At 52.5% G+C, this 18,357-nt stretch carries 17 protein-coding genes, 1 other RNA gene and 1 pseudogene; 9 read left to right on the top strand and 10 right to left on the bottom strand.

What is annotated here, in order from left to right:
* Positions 1-60: 60 nt before the first annotated feature.
* Positions 61-894 (bottom strand): annotated as a pseudogene (gene cdsH, locus ACLD11_RS19480) (cysteine desulfhydrase); the annotation flags it as partial.
* A 112-nt stretch (positions 895-1,006) separates the two neighbouring features.
* Here cdsH and decR point away from each other — a divergent pair.
* From decR to amtB, 5 genes are all read left to right on the top strand, one after another.
* Complete coding sequence (gene decR / locus ACLD11_RS19475; RefSeq protein ID WP_411011430.1) at positions 1,007-1,465, top strand: DNA-binding transcriptional regulator DecR; 459 nt, start codon at positions 1,007-1,009, stop codon at positions 1,463-1,465.
* A 40-nt stretch (positions 1,466-1,505) separates the two neighbouring features.
* Positions 1,506-3,278 (top strand): SmdA family multidrug ABC transporter permease/ATP-binding protein, encoded by a 1,773-nt coding sequence (locus tag ACLD11_RS19470; protein WP_001235560.1) that lies wholly within the window; start codon positions 1,506-1,508, stop codon positions 3,276-3,278.
* Positions 3,271-5,052 carry a SmdB family multidrug efflux ABC transporter permease/ATP-binding protein gene (locus ACLD11_RS19465; RefSeq protein WP_411015273.1) on the top strand — a complete coding sequence of 594 codons (1,782 nt, stop codon included), beginning with the start codon at positions 3,271-3,273 and terminating at the stop codon, positions 5,050-5,052. Before ACLD11_RS19470 ends, ACLD11_RS19465 begins: the two co-directional genes overlap by 8 nt.
* A gap of 212 nt (positions 5,053-5,264) precedes the next feature.
* The gene (gene glnK, locus ACLD11_RS19460) at positions 5,265-5,603 is read left to right on the top strand and encodes a P-II family nitrogen regulator (RefSeq protein WP_000780341.1); all 339 of its coding nucleotides are present in this window, start codon (positions 5,265-5,267) and stop codon (positions 5,601-5,603) included.
* A gap of 31 nt (positions 5,604-5,634) precedes the next feature.
* A complete protein-coding gene (amtB, locus tag ACLD11_RS19455) occupies positions 5,635-6,921 on the top strand; it encodes an ammonium transporter AmtB (RefSeq protein ID WP_000684912.1) in 1,287 nt (428 codons plus the stop codon).
* Between the two features lie 97 nt (positions 6,922-7,018).
* Here the strand turns inward: amtB and tesB are convergent, their stop codons facing one another.
* A complete protein-coding gene (tesB, locus tag ACLD11_RS19450) occupies positions 7,019-7,879 on the bottom strand; it encodes an acyl-CoA thioesterase II (RefSeq protein WP_411015272.1) in 861 nt (286 codons plus the stop codon).
* Positions 7,880-8,093: 214 nt separating this feature from the next.
* On the opposite strand from tesB, the gene ACLD11_RS19445 reads away from it, so the two are divergent.
* Complete coding sequence (locus tag ACLD11_RS19445; protein ID WP_000779801.1) at positions 8,094-8,663, top strand: YbaY family lipoprotein; 570 nt, start codon at positions 8,094-8,096, stop codon at positions 8,661-8,663.
* Positions 8,664-8,695: 32 nt separating this feature from the next.
* Here the strand turns inward: ACLD11_RS19445 and ACLD11_RS19440 are convergent, their stop codons facing one another.
* Positions 8,696-9,085 carry an MGMT family protein gene (locus tag ACLD11_RS19440; protein ID WP_000961285.1) on the bottom strand — a complete coding sequence of 130 codons (390 nt, stop codon included), beginning with the start codon at positions 9,083-9,085 and terminating at the stop codon, positions 8,696-8,698.
* Between the two features lie 84 nt (positions 9,086-9,169).
* On the opposite strand from ACLD11_RS19440, the gene ffs reads away from it, so the two are divergent.
* Positions 9,170-9,266, top strand: an RNA gene (ffs, locus tag ACLD11_RS19435) — signal recognition particle sRNA small type.
* Between the two features lie 49 nt (positions 9,267-9,315).
* Here ffs and ACLD11_RS19430 read toward each other — a convergent pair.
* Positions 9,316-10,866 carry an EAL domain-containing protein gene (locus ACLD11_RS19430; protein WP_411015271.1) on the bottom strand — a complete coding sequence of 517 codons (1,551 nt, stop codon included), beginning with the start codon at positions 10,864-10,866 and terminating at the stop codon, positions 9,316-9,318.
* 224 nt (positions 10,867-11,090) lie between these two features.
* On the opposite strand from ACLD11_RS19430, the gene ACLD11_RS19425 reads away from it, so the two are divergent.
* Both ACLD11_RS19425 and ykgO read left to right on the top strand, forming a co-directional pair.
* On the top strand, positions 11,091-11,369 hold the full coding sequence (locus ACLD11_RS19425; protein WP_369562425.1) for a type B 50S ribosomal protein L31: 279 nt from the start codon (positions 11,091-11,093) through the stop codon (positions 11,367-11,369).
* Positions 11,357-11,497, top strand: a complete 141-nt coding sequence (ykgO, locus tag ACLD11_RS19420) for a type B 50S ribosomal protein L36 (protein WP_001197749.1) — start codon at positions 11,357-11,359, stop codon at positions 11,495-11,497. The genes ACLD11_RS19425 and ykgO overlap by 13 nt, the downstream gene beginning before the upstream one ends.
* 55 nt (positions 11,498-11,552) lie before the next feature.
* On the opposite strand, the gene ACLD11_RS19415 is transcribed toward ykgO, so the two are convergent.
* The 6 genes from ACLD11_RS19415 to acrA all read right to left on the bottom strand — a co-directional run bounded on the left by ACLD11_RS19415 (position 11,553) and on the right by acrA (position 18,352).
* Positions 11,553-12,023, bottom strand: a complete 471-nt coding sequence (locus tag ACLD11_RS19415) for a YlaC family protein (protein ID WP_000136183.1) — start codon at positions 12,021-12,023, stop codon at positions 11,553-11,555.
* A gap of 117 nt (positions 12,024-12,140) precedes the next feature.
* Positions 12,141-12,692: a maltose O-acetyltransferase gene (gene maa, locus ACLD11_RS19410; RefSeq protein ID WP_411015270.1), complete on the bottom strand. Its 552-nt coding sequence runs from the start codon at positions 12,690-12,692 to the stop codon at positions 12,141-12,143.
* Between the two features lie 178 nt (positions 12,693-12,870).
* Positions 12,871-13,089: an HHA domain-containing protein gene (locus ACLD11_RS19405; protein ID WP_183059593.1), complete on the bottom strand. Its 219-nt coding sequence runs from the start codon at positions 13,087-13,089 to the stop codon at positions 12,871-12,873.
* 27 nt (positions 13,090-13,116) lie between these two features.
* Positions 13,117-13,491 carry an Hha toxicity modulator TomB gene (gene tomB, locus ACLD11_RS19400; protein WP_000344806.1) on the bottom strand — a complete coding sequence of 125 codons (375 nt, stop codon included), beginning with the start codon at positions 13,489-13,491 and terminating at the stop codon, positions 13,117-13,119.
* 495 nt (positions 13,492-13,986) lie between these two features.
* The gene (acrB, locus tag ACLD11_RS19395) at positions 13,987-17,136 is read right to left on the bottom strand and encodes an efflux RND transporter permease AcrB (RefSeq protein WP_411011426.1); all 3,150 of its coding nucleotides are present in this window, start codon (positions 17,134-17,136) and stop codon (positions 13,987-13,989) included.
* A 22-nt stretch (positions 17,137-17,158) separates the two neighbouring features.
* On the bottom strand, positions 17,159-18,352 hold the full coding sequence (gene acrA, locus ACLD11_RS19390) for a multidrug efflux RND transporter periplasmic adaptor subunit AcrA (RefSeq protein ID WP_411015269.1): 1,194 nt from the start codon (positions 18,350-18,352) through the stop codon (positions 17,159-17,161).
* Between the last annotated feature and the right edge of the window lie 5 nt (positions 18,353-18,357).

Below are 18,357 nucleotides of genomic sequence, written 5' to 3'. Positions count from 1 at the left end.
TCAGATCGCACAATCCGGGCTGAGTTCCATCAAAGTGATCTACTATTTGGCGCAGCTATTTAGCTGCGTTTCCAGCCAGTGTGCGGTGGCAACGCTGGCGGCGTCCGGCACGCGCAGCATCTCATCCACGACATCCGGAATAAAAGAAGGCTCTACTCGCGGACGACCAATTCCTTCAATTTTACTGCCCACCGGGCTGCGTAATGAAGCGTCGCGATCCTGCCAGTAAGGTAAAAAGACGGAATTTTCCGGATCCACCACCATGAGCTGAGTATCATAGCCCTGGCAGCGAATATAGCGCCCAATCGTCGCAGAGGTTCCGCCCGTTCCGGCGCTCATGACGATAAATCGCGGTACCGGATGGGGTTCGTTGCGCATCTGGCGGAAAATACTGTCGGCAATATTATTGTTGCCCCGCCAGTCGGTAGCTCGTTCTGCGTAGGTAAACTGGTCCATATAGTGACCGTTCAGTTCATGCGCCAGCCGCTCGGAGGCGGCATAAATTTCGCAGGCGCTCTCCACAAAATGACAGTGGCCGCCGTAAAATTGAATCTGTTCGATTTTACGTTTTGCGGTACAGGCGGGCATGACGGCGATGAACGGCAGTCCCAGTAAACGCGCGAACCAGGCTTCGGAAATCGCCGTTGAGCCTGATGACGCTTCAATAATCGGAGTGCCTTCTTTAATCCAGCCATTGCACAGCCCATAAAGGAACAGCGAGCGCGCCAGACGATGCTTGAGGCTACCGGTGGGATGCGTGCTTTCGTCTTTCAGGTAAAGCTGGATACCTGGAAAAGCCGACAGGGGCAAACGAATAAGATGCGTATCCGCCGAGCGCTGGTGGTCAGCGTTAATTTCATTAATGGCATTTTTAACCCAATTGCTACTCATCATTAATATCCATTTATCATTTTGTGCCAAGAGTAGCGAAAAGTACGGAAAAAATTGTTGCTATTTGACCTTTAAATTACAATGTAAGGAGAAAAATATTCTCTGTGGAGTGGGTATGTTAGATAAAATTGACCGTAAACTGCTTTGCTTATTGCAGCAGGACTGTACCCTCTCTTTGCAGGCGCTGGCGGATGCCGTTAATCTGACGACAACGCCTTGCTGGAAGCGGCTTAAACGCCTCGAAGATGACGGTGTCCTGCTTGGCAGGGTCGCGCTGCTGGACCCGGAAAAACTGGGGCTGGGGTTAACCGCTTTTGTGTTGATAAAAACGCAGCACCACAGCAGTGAATGGTACTGTCGGTTCGTGACCGTCGTCTCTGAGATGCCGGAAGTGCTTGGCTTCTGGCGGATGGCGGGGGAATACGACTATCTGATGCGAGTTCAGGTGGCCGACATGAAGCGGTATGACGACTTCTATAAACGTCTGGTCAATAGCGTCCCAGGACTGTCAGACGTCACCTCCAGTTTTGCGATGGAACAGATTAAGTACACCACCTCTCTGCCCATTGAATAATTCTCCCGGCATTGCCGGAAATCATATCAGGAAATAACGCGTGCGATTATTTGCTCAATTAAGCTGGTACTTTCGCCGGGAATGGCGTCGCTATCTTGGCGCAGTGGCCCTGCTTATGCTTATTGCGATGCTTCAGCTGATCCCGCCCAAAGTGGTGGGGATTGTCGTGGATGGCGTAACCGCACAGCATTTTACTCCAGGCCGAATAGCGATGTGGATTGGCACCATTGCCCTGATCGCCGTAGTGGTCTATTTGTTGCGCTATGTCTGGCGCGTGCTGCTGTTTGGCGCTTCTTATCAATTAGCCGTCGAACTGCGTGAAGATTATTATCGCCAGCTGAGTCGTCAGCATCCTGAATTTTATCAGCGCCATCGGACGGGCGATCTTATCGCGCGCGCGACGAATGATGTGGATCGCGTCGTATTTGCAGCGGGCGAGGGCGTTCTGACGCTGGTTGACTCGCTGGTAATGGGCTGCGCGGTACTGATTGTCATGTCGACGCAAATTAGCTGGCAGCTAACGCTATTAGCGCTGTTGCCGATGCCGATTATGGCGCTGATGATCAAACGTTACGGCGATCGGCTGCATGATTATTTCAAACTGGCGCAGGCCGCCTTCTCCAGCCTGAACGACCGCACGCAGGAGAGTCTGACCAGCATCCGCATGATCAAAGCGTTTGGTCTGGAGGACCGCCAGTCTTCGCTGTTTGCGGCGGATGCCGAAGATACCGGCAAGAAAAATATGCGCGTGGCGCGTATTGACGCGCGTTTTGATCCAACCATTTACATCGCCATTGGCATGGCGAACCTGCTCGCGATTAGCGGCGGAAGCTGGATGGTGGTTAACGGCAGCCTGACGCTGGGCGAACTCACCAGCTTTATGATGTATCTGGGGTTGATGATTTGGCCGATGCTGGCGCTGGCCTGGATGTTTAATATCGTGGAGCGGGGTAGCGCCGCTTACAGCCGCATCCGCGCCATGCTGGCGGAAGCGCCGGTAGTTAAGGATGGCGAAGAGCCGGTCCCGGCGGGGCGCGGCGAACTGACGGCGGCCATTCGTGAGTTTTGCTATCCGCAAACGACGCATCCGGCGCTGGAGAATGTGAACTTTCGTCTTAAACCGGGTCAGATGCTGGGGATATGCGGTCCGACCGGCGCGGGGAAAAGCACAATCTTGTCGCTTATCCAGCGCCATTTTGATGTGACGCAGGGAGAAATCCGATTCCATGACATGCCGTTGACGCATCTGCAACTGGATAGCTGGCGTAGCCGACTGGCGGTCGTCAGCCAGACGCCGTTTTTGTTCTCGGACTCTATTGCCAATAATATTGCGCTCGGACGCCCGGAGGCGACTCAGGAGGAGATTGAACAGGTGGCGCGTTTAGCCAGCGTACATGAGGATATTCTCCGTTTGCCTCAGGGCTACGACACGCAGGTAGGTGAACGTGGCGTCATGTTATCGGGTGGGCAAAAACAGCGTATCTCGATTGCCAGAGCGCTACTGTTGAATGCGGAAATTCTGCTTCTCGATGATGCGCTCTCAGCAGTAGATGGCCGCACGGAGCATCAGATTTTGCATAATTTGCGCCAGTGGGGCGAAGGGCGTACGGTCATCATCAGCGCGCATCGTTTATCCGCGCTGACCGACGCCAATGAAATTATCGTTATGCAACATGGTCATGTTGTTCAGCGCGGCGATCACGATCAACTGGCGCAGCAGATTGGCTGGTATCGCGATATGTATCGCTATCAGCAACTGGAGGCCGCGCTGGATGACGCGCCGGAACGCGGCGAGGAGGCGGTGAATGCGTAGTTTTGGACAGCTATGGCCGACGCTGAAACGGTTACTGGCGTATGGCTCGCCATGGCGAAAACCGCTCTCTGTCGCGGTGATGATGCTGTGGATTGCGGCGGCGGCGGAGGTTAGCGGTCCGCTGTTGATCAGCTATTTCATTGATAACATGGTGGCCCGCCACCATTTACCGTTGGGCAAGGTCGCGGGGCTGGCGGCCGCCTATGTGGGGCTACAATTTCTGGCGGCGGGTCTGCATTACGCCCAGTCTTTATTATTTAACCGGGCGGCCGTTGGCGTAGTTCAGTCCTTGCGCACGGACGTCATGGATGCCGCCTTGCGCCAGCCGCTAAGCGCCTTCGACACGCAGCCTGTCGGACAATTAATTTCACGCGTGACCAACGATACGGAAGTCATCCGCGATCTGTACGTCACGGTCGTCGCAACGGTATTACGTAGCGCGGCGTTGATCGGCGCCATGCTGGTCGCCATGTTCAGCCTTGACTGGCGGATGGCGCTGGTGGCGATTTTGATTTTTCCGGCGGTATTGACCGTGATGATCATTTATCAGCGCTACAGCACGCCGATTGTACGCCGCGTGCGGGCATATCTGGCGGATATTAACGACGGCTTTAACGAAATCATCAACGGGATGAGCGTAATTCAGCAGTTTCGCCAGCAGGCGCGCTTCGGCGAACGCATGGGCGAGGCCAGCCGCTCGCACTATATGGCGCGAATGCAGACGTTGCGCTTGGACGGCTTTTTGTTGCGCCCGCTGCTTAGCCTCTTTTCTGCGCTCATTTTGTGCGGTTTGTTAATGCTTTTCAGCTTTACGTCTGCCGGCACGATTGAGGTCGGGGTGCTGTATGCGTTCATTAGCTATTTGTCACGTCTGAACGAGCCGCTCATTGAACTGACCACCCAGCAATCCATGCTACAGCAGGCGGTTGTGGCGGGAGAGCGTGTTTTTGAACTGATGGATCGCCCGCGCCAGCGCTATGGCAGCGACGACAGGCCGTTACAAAGCGGGGCGATTGATATTGATCATCTGTCGTTTGCTTACCGCGACGATAATCTTGTTTTACAGGACATTACGCTATCAGTACCGTCCCGTAGCTTTGTGGCGCTGGTGGGGCACACCGGCAGCGGGAAGAGCACGCTCGCCAGCTTATTAATGGGGTATTACCCCCTGACACAAGGCGAAATTCGGCTGGATGGGCGAGAGATCTCCTCTCTTAATCATCGCGTTTTACGCCAGGGCGTGGCGATGGTTCAACAGGACCCGGTAGTGATGGCGGATACCTTTCTGGCTAATGTGACGCTGGGGCGCGATGTCTCCGAGGCGCAGGTGTGGCAGGCGCTGGAAACGGTACAACTGGCAGATCTGGCGCGCGGCTTGAGCGACGGGCTGCATACGCATCTCGGCGAGCAGGGAAATACGCTGTCCGTCGGGCAAAAACAGCTATTGGCGCTGGCGCGCGTGCTGGTTGACGCCCCGCAAATATTAATTCTTGATGAAGCGACGGCCAGCATCGATTCCGGCACTGAGCAGGCGATACAGCAGGCGCTGGCGGCGATTCGCGAGCGCACCACGCTGGTGGTTATTGCCCATCGGCTATCGACAATCGTGGAGGCGGATACCATTCTGGTTCTCCATCGCGGCCAGGCGGTGGAGCGCGGGACGCATCAACAATTGCTGGCGGCGCAAGGGCGCTACTGGCAAATGTATCAATTACAGTTAGTTGGCGAGGAGTTAGCCGCCAACGTACACGAAGAACCCGGCCCTGCGGCGTAAGGTTTTGCGCCACAGGGCAAAGCCTCGCCCATTATGCACCGTCGTGGTGCGTTTTTCTTTCCCTGCTTCGATTTTGGGGCGCGTCAATATAAAGACGCGCCGCTAACCGCGCTTTTCCTCGCTCGCCAGCTTCTGGCACATCCTTTGCAATATCCATTCTGAAGAGTCCATGCGCGGCGGCAGCCGTTACCTAATTCTGACTGGAGGGTTCTATGAAGCTGGTTACCGTGATTATCAAACCGTTCAAGCTGGAGGACGTGCGGGAGGCGCTTTCTTCCATTGGCATTCAGGGACTGACCGTCACCGAAGTGAAAGGGTTTGGCCGTCAGAAAGGACACGCCGAACTGTATCGCGGCGCGGAGTACAGCGTGAATTTCCTGCCGAAGGTCAAAATTGATGTGGCTATCGCCGACGACCAACTGGAAGAGGTGATCGATATCATCAGTAAAGCGGCTTACACCGGAAAAATTGGCGACGGCAAAATTTTCGTCGCGGAGCTCATGCGCGTTATTCGGATTCGTACCGGCGAAGCTGACGAAGCAGCGCTGTAAGACCCGCCACACAGCAACAGGAAATGAAAAAATGAAGATAGCGATGATAAAAACCACACTGGCTTCACTGGCGCTGCTGCCTGGGCTAACGATAGCCGCGCCGGCGGTTGCCGATAAAGCGGATAGTGCTTTTATGATGATTTGCACCGCGCTGGTGCTGTTCATGACGATACCGGGTATCGCGCTGTTTTACGGCGGATTAATTCGCGCCAAGAACGTGCTGTCAATGTTAACGCAAGTGACCGTCACCTTTGCGCTGGTCTGTATTTTATGGGTGGTGTACGGCTATTCGCTGGCTTTTGGCGAAGGGAATCATTTCTTCGGTAATGCCGATGGGGCGATGTTGAAGAATATCGCGTTGACGGCGGTAACGGGGACGATTTATCAGTATATTCATGTCGCGTTTCAGGGATCTTTCGCCTGTATTACCGTCGGGCTGATTGTCGGCGCGCTGGCGGAGCGTATTCGTTTTTCGGCGGTACTGATTTTTGTCGTGGTGTGGTTCACGCTCTCTTATATCCCGATTGCGCACATGGTGTGGGGCGGCGGCCTGCTGGCTGCTCACGGCGCGCTGGATTTTGCCGGTGGTACGGTGGTGCATATTAACGCCGCTATCGCCGGGCTGGTGGGGGCTTATTTAATTGGCAAACGCGTCGGCTTTGGGAAAGAAGCATTTAAACCCCATAACCTGCCGATGGTATTTACCGGTACTGCGATTCTGTATATCGGCTGGTTTGGATTTAACGCGGGTTCTGCTGGTAGCGCAAACGAGATAGCAGCGCTGGCCTTTGTGAACACCGTGGTGGCGACCGCCGCCGCGATTCTGGGGTGGATTATCGGCGAGTGGACGCTACGCGGTAAGCCTTCCCTGCTGGGAGCGTGTTCCGGCGCGATTGCCGGTCTGGTCGGCGTGACGCCAGCCTGTGGCTATGTTGGCGTTGGCGGCGCGCTGGTTATCGGCGTTATTGCGGGTCTGGCGGGATTGTGGGGAGTCACCATGCTTAAACGTCTGTTACGGGTAGATGATCCGTGCGACGTATTTGGCGTTCACGGCGTTTGCGGAATAGTCGGCTGTATCCTGACCGGCGTTTTTGCCGCCAGTTCGCTGGGCGGCGTTGGCTTTGTCGACGGCGTTACGATGGGACATCAGGTGATGGTACAGCTGGAAAGTATTGCTATTACGGTCGTCTGGTCCGGCGTTGTCGCGTTTGTTGGTTACAAACTGGCGGATATCCTTGTTGGACTGCGTGTACCGGAAGAGCAGGAGCGCGAGGGGCTGGATGTGAACAGTCACGGCGAGAATGCGTATAACGCGTGATTGCGTAACATGCCTGATGGCGCTGCGCTTACCCAGTCTACCGTAGGCCGGATAAGCGCAGCGTCATCAGGCCATTAACGCCGCATAGCGGCATGTTTTAATTGTGATTACGCATTACCCCTTCCTGCACGGTTGAAGCGACCAGCGCGCCATCCTGAGTATAAAACTCGCCGCGAACAAAGCCCCGGGCGCTGGAGGCGGAAGTGCTCTCCACGCTATAAAGTAGCCATTCATTAAAATTGAACGGACGATGGAACCACATAGAGTGATCGATAGTGGCGATCTGAATGCCCTTTTCCAGAAAACCGATGCCGTGAGGCTGAAGCGCGACGGGAAGGAAATTCAGATCCGAGGCGTATCCCAGTAAATATTGATGGACGCGAATGTCATCCGGAACGGTGCCGTTGGCGCGAATCCATACCTGACGCACAGGCGCGGCGACGTGACCTTTCAACGGATTGTGAAATTCGACGGGACGAATTTCCAGAGGGCGATCGCAGAGAAACTTTTCTTTCAGAATCGGCGGCAGTAAATGCGCCAGCGATTGCGCGATTTCCGTTTCTGACGGTAGTCCTTCCGGCCCGACTGCCGTCGGCATGGTTTTTTGATGTTCAAAACCCGGTTCCGGCGCCTGGAATGAGGCGGTCATGTAAAAGATGGGTTTTCCGTTCTGAATAGCGGCAACGCGGCGGGCGCTGAAGCTATTCCCATCGCGCAGCACTTCTACGTCATAGATAATGGGTTTTTGGCTATCGCCTGGCCGCAGAAAATAACTGTGGAATGAATGCACCAGTCGTGCTTCCGGCACCGTTTCTTTGGCGGCATAGAGCGCCTGGCCCACCACCTGACCGCCAAATACCTGGCGCAGCCCTAAGTCTTCACTTTGGCCCCGAAAGAGTCCTTCTTCAATTTTTTCCAGATTCAATAATGTCAGCAAATTATTCAGTGCCTGACTCATACATACTCTCCAGGTGACAACGATGCCGAAGCGAGGTAGGGCAGAGTATAACGCAATTTTGCAAGTGGTCCGATGGGTACAAAAGTCTGAATAACAGACCAATTCCAGGCAAAAATGAGTGACATGTGCCACACTTAATCACGTTATGTTTCTGTTAACCACTCTTCCGGCGGGGGGAAAGGCCTGCTGGTGCATTGATGATAAGGAGAATTGAATGAAACTCGTGCACATCGTAAGTGGTTTAGCGGTTGCGATATCTCTGGCGGCCTGCGCTGATAAAAGCGCTGATATCCAGACGCCTGCGCCAAACCCTAACATGTCGATTACAGCTAACCAGTCTACTATTCAGCAACCCAATGTTTCCGGTACCGTCTGGATCCGCCAGAAGGTCGCTCTGCCGCCAGATGCGGTGCTGACCGTGACGCTTTCAGATGCTTCGCTGGCTGATGCGCCGTCTAAGGTGCTGTCGCAAAAAGCGGTACGTACCGAAGGTAAACAGGCGCCTTTCAGTTTTGTGTTGCCGTTTAACCCATCAGATATTCAACCTAACGCGCGTATTCTCCTGAGCGCGGCCATCACCGTTGACAATAAGCTGGTATTTATTACCGATAGCGTGAAACCGGTGATTAACAATGGCGGCACTAAAGCGGATCTGACGCTGGTACCGGTACAGCAAACGGCGGTGCCTGTGCAGGCCGGCGGTGGTGCGACGACGACGGTTCCATCGACTTCGCCGACCCAGGTCAATCCGTCTTCTGCCGTTCCTGCGCCTACCCAGTATTAATCCTGCGCCAACCCTCTCCGTTACGGAGAGGGTTAATACACCCAGCGATAGCGTTGTAAATCGATTTGTCCGCTTCCCGACACCACCACGCCTTCCGCCAGTAATGCCTGACGTTGCCGCTGTAGATCCGGCCCGGTAAGTGATATTGCGCCGTGGCGGTTCACCACCCGATGCCATGGTAAAGTGCTGCCTTCCGGCAGACGTTTTAAAACTCCGCCGACCTGACGCGCCGCCCGAGGCGAACCGGCAAGCCGGGCGACATCACCGTAGGTCGTGACAAATCCTTCCGGGATCGAGGCGACGATTTGCCAGACGCGTTGAGGAAAAGTGTCCTGAATATCCATAATAGAATCCTGCGTTAATGCTTCAGGATAATCTGGAATAAGGGGGGAGGAAAGCCCGGATGCGCAAGAAACCAGCATCCGATGCCTGATGGGTTGCAATTGCACGATATAGCAGTGATAATGCGCCTGCGCGTTGGTTCACAACGCTCTCAATGGGGGCTCTGTTGGTTCTCCCGCAACGCTACTCTGTTTACCAGGTCAGGTCCGGAAGGAAGCAGCCAAGGCAGATGACGCGTGTGCCGGGATGTAGCTGGCAGGGCCCCCACCCATTTGAGCCTCTCCACACTGTTCTTTTCTGCTGTGCGACGTTATAGCCGCTGTTCCGCCCAAAGAATAAATGCCGTAGCGGGTAGGGGCTTACTGTATAACCAGCCCTGACCATAATGTACGCCATGCTGGCGTAGCCACTGTTCTTGCCTGGTCGTTTCGATGCCTTCTGCGACCATCTTGAGTTTGAGCGTTTTCGCCATTTCAATAATATGCGGCGTGACGTTTTTATATTCCAGCGCATCGACAAAAGATTTATCAATTTTAAGGACATCCACATCCAGATTTTGTAAGTAGCTGAGGCTGGAATAGCCGGTGCCAAAGTCATCAATATAAACTGAATGTCCCGCGTTACGGTATCTGGCGACAATGGGCGCGCTGGTTTTCGGATCGGCGAACTCGCGTTCCGTTAACTCAAGCGCGATTTGCGACGGAGAAATTTGGCTACGGTTCAGCAGCGTGCTTAACAGCGCCGGCAGCGTTTCCGACGCCAGATCGGATGCCTCAAGATTGATTGAAATATGTTGTTCGGGATGGGACTTTAACCAACTCCCCATGTCTTCAAAAACGGTTTCGATGATTAGCCGGGTTAGCGGCTCCGTGAGCCCGGTTTGTTCTGCCAGCGCGATAAAAATTTCCGGCGAAAGGAAGGTGCCGTCCGCCTGTTGCCAGCGAGCTAAGGCTTCGGCACCGACAATTTTTCCGCTGATCAGGGAGATAATAGGCTGATAGTGTACGTTAATTTCGCGATTGTCTATCGCATCCTGGAGACGGTGGCGGGGCGACTGTAGCCGACGCAAAATACGCAGAATAAAGGCCGCGGCCAGCAGACCCGTTACGATGCCCGCCGGTAGCCAGATAAACGCCTGTCGATACCAGCTCCTTTCCAGCGGAGCGGTCGGTGCCCAGCTTACGATAGTAATGCCCATTTCCGGAAAAGGGTGAATAGCATACTGAATGCCTCGGTTTTCCAGCCGCAGGGGCGTCTCATGTTGAATGAGCGGAAGAATAGCGGGGTCAAGGTTACCGCTGCTGGCAACCACAGTATTGCGTTCCCGGCCAATAATAGCGACGTCAATCGGCCATGCGCCAAACGGAATTACATCGATAAAGGACGCCGGGTCGATCATCACGATATAGCTGTCGCTCCCGAGTGCCGCCATATAGCGTTTTATACCCAGATCGTTTTGCGCCGTAAACCAGGCGCGATAACCGTCGCGAGTGATTTTCATGGGCGGAGGGAACGCGGGAATATGGCTCTCTTTTTCAAGTGAGGAACAAACGGGAATCGAATTTTTAAGATACAGAACTTCCTGGACATACCGAAAGCTATAAGACACGCGGCGCATGGCGAGTAAATGGGTGCTGCTGCAGGGCTCGCCTTTAAAGGAGGCAATATGCGTTAACGCGGCTTTTGCCTGGTCACTGACCCTTTCTGTACGTAGCGCCACCCGGGACGAGAAGATATCCAGCTCTTCGTTAAACCTTTTTTCAACTTGACGGTGCGCCAGCCACAGGCTCAATCCTATCGGGAAAAGGACAGACAGGATAAGCACTCCCGTTACCAGGCTGACCAGATGTCGTGTTGTCACAGTGATGTCCTTATAAACACAGCGTAGAGAAAGTATATCCGATCGTAAATCGCGCCCTCGAATGATAAAGCTATTTTATCGATTTTACAGATACAGGGGCCAGACTAACGCGTTACGCCACGTTGCTTTTGCCGCCAGGAAGAGATCGTGAATGTTTACCGATTGAAAAAGGAGCGTTGATAGCGTATTTTATTGTTATGTTATAACATAATTGAGAGAGCGCAATGAAACCTGATATTCATCCTGTATACCGCACCGTCGTATTTCACGACACCAGCGCAAATGAATATGTGAAAGTGGGATCAACTATCAAAACTGAACGTGAAATCGAACTGGACGGCGTGACATATCCGTATGTCACTATTGATGTGTCATCAAAATCGCATCCTTTTTATACCGGTAGACAGAAAACGTTTGATAGCGAAAGTAGCGCCGCACGCTTCCAGAAACGTTTTGGTCATTTTATCGGCGCTAAACGGGGGGAAATGAAATGCAGGTGTTAAACTCACTTCGCAATGCAAAACAACGGCATCCGGATTGCCAGATAGTCAAACGCAAAGGACGCTTATACGTGATTTGTAAAACAAATCCGCGTTTTAAGGCGGTTCAGGGGCGTAAAAAAAGACGTTAAAAAACCAACAGTTCAGGGAAAGCAGTGCGTACCAGGGAGGGTGCGCACTTTTTTATTACCGGCTGGCTTCTGCGCGGGCCAGCGTAAAAATATCGTAGAAGGAAAGTTCGCCCTTACGGGCAACCATTTTTTGCAGCTGGACTTTATGTTCATTATCCACCTGTGGAGACTGAAGAATCGTCTCAATGAGCGTGGGGGGAACAAAGCGGGTGTTGTACCATTCGCCGTTGTAACAGACCCGGAGGTCCAGCACATCGATGTCGTTATAGTGATAACGCGGGGCGATGTCGAAAAAGAAGAAGCCATTAAATGCGATAAATAACACCACTAACAGCCACACTGACCCCACCAGCGTTTCTGATTGCAGCATGACCGCCAGCGTCGCAAACCAGGCTGCATACATCGCGATAAATAACCCAGGATGCTTGCGGATAAAACTGATACTAAAACGCGGCCTGTTATCGCGTTTTTCACGGACGTTTAAGTCATCAATAGTTTCGCTAAGCAGGCGCTGTATCTCTGTCATCTTTTGCCTTCATGATTTCTGCGACATAGGGGGTAGTAACAGCCCATTTTAAAGGGAGGTGTAACGTGAAAAAAGTAACAGATTAACCACGAATTAGCATAACAGTTATCATTTTAACTACAATTTTTTAATGATTCGCGCCGGGTTTCCACCTACCACGACGTCTGGCGGTACGTTTTTTGTCACCACAGCGCCTGAAGCGACGACGACGTTATCGCCGATGGTTACGCCAGGATTAACGACGGCTCGTCCGCCTATCCAGACGTTATTTCCGATAGTGACGGGTTTACCTAATTCTCTGCCGCTGTTGCGTTCGACGGCGTCCAGCGGGTGCGTGGCGGTATAGATATGTACCCCTGGCGCGAACATACAATTATCGCCAATATGAATTGGGCAAACATCAAGCATGACGCAGTCGAAGTTAGCGTAAAAGGAGTGGCCAAGAAAAATATTATAGCCGTAGTCGCAACGAAAAGAAGGTTCAATATAGGCGTCTTCGCATCGACCCAACAGGTCGCGTAAAATCGCCTGACGCTTATTTATTTCATCAGGCGTAGTATAATTGTATTGATGGATGAGTTGGCGTGCCCGTAGTCGATCCCGGCATAAAGTTTCATCGGTCGGGCAATACAGCGTCCCTGCGATCATTTTTTGTTTTTCGTCACTCACCGCGCGCTCCCCTTGGTGGATATTATCGCAATAGAAGCAATAATAGAGTATTAGAGGGAACGTTCCCTGTTATTGGTATGTGATCTATATCACTGTTCTATAATAGCCCGTTGTGTTATTACCCAGAACGAGGATGCAGATAACACCTGCGTGTTCTCTAAAAAATAATGTAGCGTGATTAACGAATGAATTTCCATACTGAAGAAGGGATCTTGTCGTAGAGTTTGTTCATCGTCAATTCTGCAAGACGGTGATCCGCAGCTGAGTAAAATACAGCCAGCTCATTGTCGGGCAATTCATATTTATTTTTCTCAATGACGCGCTCCAGAGTGTCAATTGTCTGACAGCGCCGTAAACGCATCAAATAATCAGTTTTAGTTAATGGTTTATCAGACATAAATTCTACCTATGATTGTAATAATTTTTAACAAGACAAACTAACAGGATTAGCCTTGGTGGCGTTGACGAAACAACGGAACAGGCGGTTGCCCGATTTACGCCATTTTTGCAAATCCTGCGTATTAATACCATAGCTGCTGAACAACATAAAGGTGTCGTCCAGATATTCATCTATCTGCGCAATCAATTTATTGTCTTCATTGTACTTAATTTTATAATTAAGCGCGAAAGTTGCAATATGCTCTATCAGCTCATTGAGCTGCAGGTTGACTGCTGAGGTCGGGTCATTAACCCAGCCATGGTTACTTTCTTCAAGGTTTGCAAGACAGTCATGATACAGGGTTTCGCAAAGAAATTTAAGCTGTGCTATATCATGTCTTTTGGGTGAGTATTCGTCCATAATGCATCCCCTTTTTAGTGGCTTAAACTAACCGAACACCTTCGGGATGGATACAACTAACTAACCTGGTACTTCCCACGTCACCTTATGATTTAACTATAATCTACTCTAAAAAACTTTTCATCGTCATATTACGAAAAATTACAATTGCGTGAAAGCCGCGTGTTGCCATACTTTTTCGAATTTTAACAGTGATCGTCGGTCGCCTAAAAAGGAACCAGTTTTATTGTTTGTGTAATCATTGGGTTAACGTTTTTTAGCTTTTCAGGCTAAAACAATCTCCTCTGACAGGAGAAAGTAGCCAGGAATATTCTTAATATTTCTCAATTAATGGCTGAATTAAGAAATGGCCAACTTTCCTAAGAAAAGCCTTTAACGCAGTAAGGATTATACCTTTTATTAATATGGCAAAAAATAATCAATCTAACAATAAGCGTATTTTATGATTTTTGCGTAAAAAAGGCCGCTTGCGCGGCCTTATCAACAGTGAGCAAATCAGCGATGTTCTGTCGAATGACTATGCTCAATATCTTCGCTTTTACGGCTAAAGCGGCGGCGTACCACCACGAAGAAGACCGGTACGAAGAAAATAGCCAGTACGGTTGCCGTTACCATCCCGCCCAGTACGCCAGTACCTACCGCATTCTGTGCGCCGGAACCTGCGCCGGAACTGATAACCAGCGGCATAACCCCTAGCATGAACGCTAACGAGGTCATCAGAATCGGGCGCAAACGCATCCGGACGGCCTCCAGCGTCGCTTCTACCAGACCTTTCCCTTCTTTATCCATTAAGTCTTTGGCGAATTCGACGATAAGTATCGCGTTCTTCGCCGACAACCCAATGGTTGTGAGCAGGCCCACCTGGAAGTAAACGTCGTTAGTCAGTCCGCGGAAGGTCGCGGCCAGCAGCGCGCCGATAACCCCAAGCGGAACAACCAGCATTACGGAGAACGGGATAGACCAGCTCTCATACAATGCCGCCAGACACAGGAAGACGACGATCAGCGAGATAGCATACAGGGCAGGGGCCTGGTTGCCGGACAACCGTTCCTGGTAGGACATCCCGGTCCAGTCATACCCAATGCCTGACGGCAGCTTGCTGGCCAGTTCTTCCATCATCGCCATCGCTTCACCGGTACTCTTGCCTGGCGCCGCCTGACCCAGAATTTCCATCGAAGGCAGACCGTTATAGCGTTCCAGACGCGGCGAACCATATTCCCAGCGGGAAGAGGAGAATGCGGAGAACGGCACCATCTGACCATCGCTACCACGAACGTACCAGTCGTTAATATCATCCGGCAACATGCGGTATTTCGCTTCGGACATCACGTAAACTTTCTTCACACGACCGCGATCGATAAAGTCGTTTACATAGCTGCCGCCCCATGCTGCACCCAGCGTGGTATTAATGTCGCTAATAGACACGCCCAGCGCCTGAGCTTTTTCCTGGTCGATATCGATTTTAAACTGCGGCGTATCTTCCAGGCCGTTAGGTCGAACGCCTACCAGCAGATCAGGATATTTCGCCACCTCGCCGAACAACTGATTACGCGCCTGGGTGAGTTTTTCATGACCAAGTCCCGCCTGGTCAATCAACTCGAAGTCAAACCCGGTTGCGGTGCCCAGTTCAACAATCGCTGGCAGGTTAAAGGCGAAGACCATCGCATCTTTAATTTGTGAAAATGCTGTGGTTGCCCGTTGGGTGATCGCTTCAACCTTATTTTTTTCGCCTGGACGATCGGCCCAGTCTTTCAACGACACGAATGCAATACCGGTATTCTGACCGCGCCCTGCAAAACCGAAGCCGTTGACGGCGAATACCGATTCAACGTTGGCTTTCTCTTTGTTCAGATAGTAATCCGTGACCTCATCCAGCACTTTTTGCGTGCGCTCTTGCGTTGCGCCGGCGGGGAGCTGGACCATTGTCAGGAATACGCCCTGGTCTTCATCCGGCAAGAAAGAACTTGGCAGACGAACGAACAGATAAGCCATACCGACGACGATAATGAGATAGAGCAGCAGGTAACGCCCGGTGCTGCGCAGAATATTGCCTACGCTATCGGTGTAGTGATGCGTGCTCTTATCGAACAGGCGGTTAAACCAGCCGAAAAAGCCTTTTTTCTCTTCGCCGTGATCGCCTTTGGCGACGGGTTTGAGCATCGTCGCGCACAGCGCGGGCGTCAGAATCAGCGCGACTAGCACCGACAGCGCCATCGCCGATACGATGGTGATAGAGAACTGACGATAAATTGCCCCGGTTGAGCCGCCAAAGAAGGCCATCGGAATAAATACCGCCGACAGTACCATCGCGATACCCACCAATGCGCCCTGAATCTGGCCCATGGATTTGCGCGTCGCTTCCTTCGGCGGAAGGCCTTCTTCCGTCATAACACGTTCGACGTTCTCGACCACCACGATGGCGTCATCCACCAGCAAGCCGATGGCGAGCACCATCCCGAACATCGTTAGCGTGTTTATCGAGAAACCGAATGCCGCAAGCACGGCAAAGGTTCCCAACAACACCACCGGAACCGCAATAGTCGGAATCAACGTCGCGCGGAAGTTCTGCAGGAACAGGTACATCACCAGGAACACGAGGATAATCGCTTCGACCAGCGTTTTTACCACTTCATGAATAGAGATCTTCACGAACGGCGTGGTGTCATACGGGTAGACGATTTTCATCCCTGGCGGGAAGAATGGTTCCATTTTTTTCAGTTCGGCGCGAATAGCGGTAGCGGTATCCAGTGCGTTGGCGCCGGTAGCCAGTTTGATGCCAAGACCTGACGCTGGCTGACCGTTAAATTTCGCGATGACGTCGTAGTTTTCGCCGCCAAGCTCAATTTTCGCTACATCCCGCAGACGAACCTGGGAGCCATCCTGATTTACTTTCAGCAGGATTTTGCCAAACTCATCCGTTGAGGTCAGACGCGTTTGGGCAATAATCGATGCGTTAAGCTGCTGGCCTTTTACCGGCGGCGTACCACCGAGCTGACCTGCCGCGACCTGGGCGTTCTGCGCTTTGATCGCGTTAATCACGTCGACCGGCGTCAGTTGGTATTTGGTCAGCTCTGTCGGATTCATCCAGATACGCATCGCATACTGCGAACCAAACAGCTGAACGTCGCCCACCCCAGAGGTACGGCTGATCGGATCTTTCATATTGGCGGCAACGTAATCCGAAATATCCTCCTGGGTCATGGTGCCGTCGGTGTTAATGACGCCCACTACCATCAGGAAGCTACTTGAGGACTTCTCAACGCTCACGCCCTGTTGCTGTACTTCCTGGGGAAGTAACGGCATTGCCAGTTGCAACTTGTTCTGAACCTGAACCTGCGCGATATCCGCATCGGTGCCGGATTCAAAGGTCAGCGTGATCTGCACGGTCCCCGTGGAGTCACTGTTGGAGGACATATACATCAGGTTATCGATACCGTTCATATTCTGTTCGATAACCTGCGTGACGGTATCCTGTACCGTTTTCGCATCAGCGCCAGGGTAGGTTGCGGAGATCGTCACTGCTGGTGGCGCAATCGTCGGATATTGCGCTACCGGCAATTTGAGGATCGCGAGCCCCCCTGCCAACATGATGATGATGGCGATCACCCACGCAAATATAGGGCGATCGATAAAGAAATTAGGCATGTCTTAACGGCTCCTGTTTAAGTTAAGACCTGGGCTGAGCAGGTTGATCACCGTTTGCGGCTTGCTGTTTGTTATTCACGGTAATTTCCTGCACTTTAACCTGTGCGCCAGGACGTACTTTTTGCAGCCCGCTGACGACTACGCGGTCGCCCGCTTTCAACCCGTCAGTCACCAGCCACTTATCGCCGATCGCCTGGCTTGCGACGATTTGGCGGGTTTCCACTTTGTTATCAGCGCCAACCACCAGCACCGTGGCATCGCCGCGTGGAGTACGGGTAACGCCCTGTTGTGGAACCAGTAATGCCGTCGGTTTTGTCCCTTCCTGCAGACGTGCGCGAACGAACATTCCTGGCAATAAGGTGTGATCCGGGTTAGGGAAGATGGCGCGCAAAGTAATAGACCCGGTGCTTTGGTCAACGGTCACATCGGAGAATTCAAGCGTACCGGACTGCGGGAATTTGATACCGTCGCTGGTCACCAGGTCGACCTTCGCTTTGCCGTTTTCCTGTTTCAGCGAACCATTTGCCAGCTCCTGCTTCAGGCGCAGGAAGTCATTGCTGGACTGGGTCACATCGACATAAATAGGGTCCAGCTGCTGCACTGTCGCCAGCGCCGACGCCTGACCGTTCTGTACCAGCGCGCCTTCCGTTACGGACGACTTACCAATACGACCGCTAATCGGCGAGGTGACTTTGGTATACGCCAGGTTGATACGTGCGGTTTCAACGGCGGCTTTTGCTGCGACAACGGCGGCAGTCGCTTGTTGCGCGTCAGCCAGCGCCTGATCGTATTCTTGCTTACTGATGTACTGCGTACCCAGCAGCTTTTGATAACGCTTCACCGTCAGTTCAGCGATATTCGCGGCGGCCTGCGCTTTTGCCAGATCGCCCTTAGCGCTGTCGTAAGTCGCCTGGTAGGTCGCAGGATCAATCTGATAGAGAGAGGCTCCCGCTTCGATATCACTTCCCTCAACGAAATTACGCTTCAGGATAATGCCGCTTACCTGCGGGCGAACTTCGGCGATACGGTAAGCAACGGTACGACCCGGAAGTTCAGTTGTGATTTGCAGTGGTTCCGTTTTTAGTGTGACAACCCCAACTTCTGGCATCTGCTGGCCGCCTTGCTGGTCCTGTTTGTCGTCACATCCTGTTAGCGCTAAGCTGCCTGAGAGCATCAGAACGACCGCCAGAGGCGTTAACCCTCTGTTTTTGTTCATATGTA

The sequence above is a fragment of the Salmonella sp. 741265116_PST genome (assembly GCF_046567715.1).
Classification (GTDB): Bacteria; Pseudomonadota; Gammaproteobacteria; order Enterobacterales; family Enterobacteriaceae; genus Salmonella; species Salmonella enterica.
This window is presented reverse-complemented; position numbering and strand designations above follow the sequence as displayed.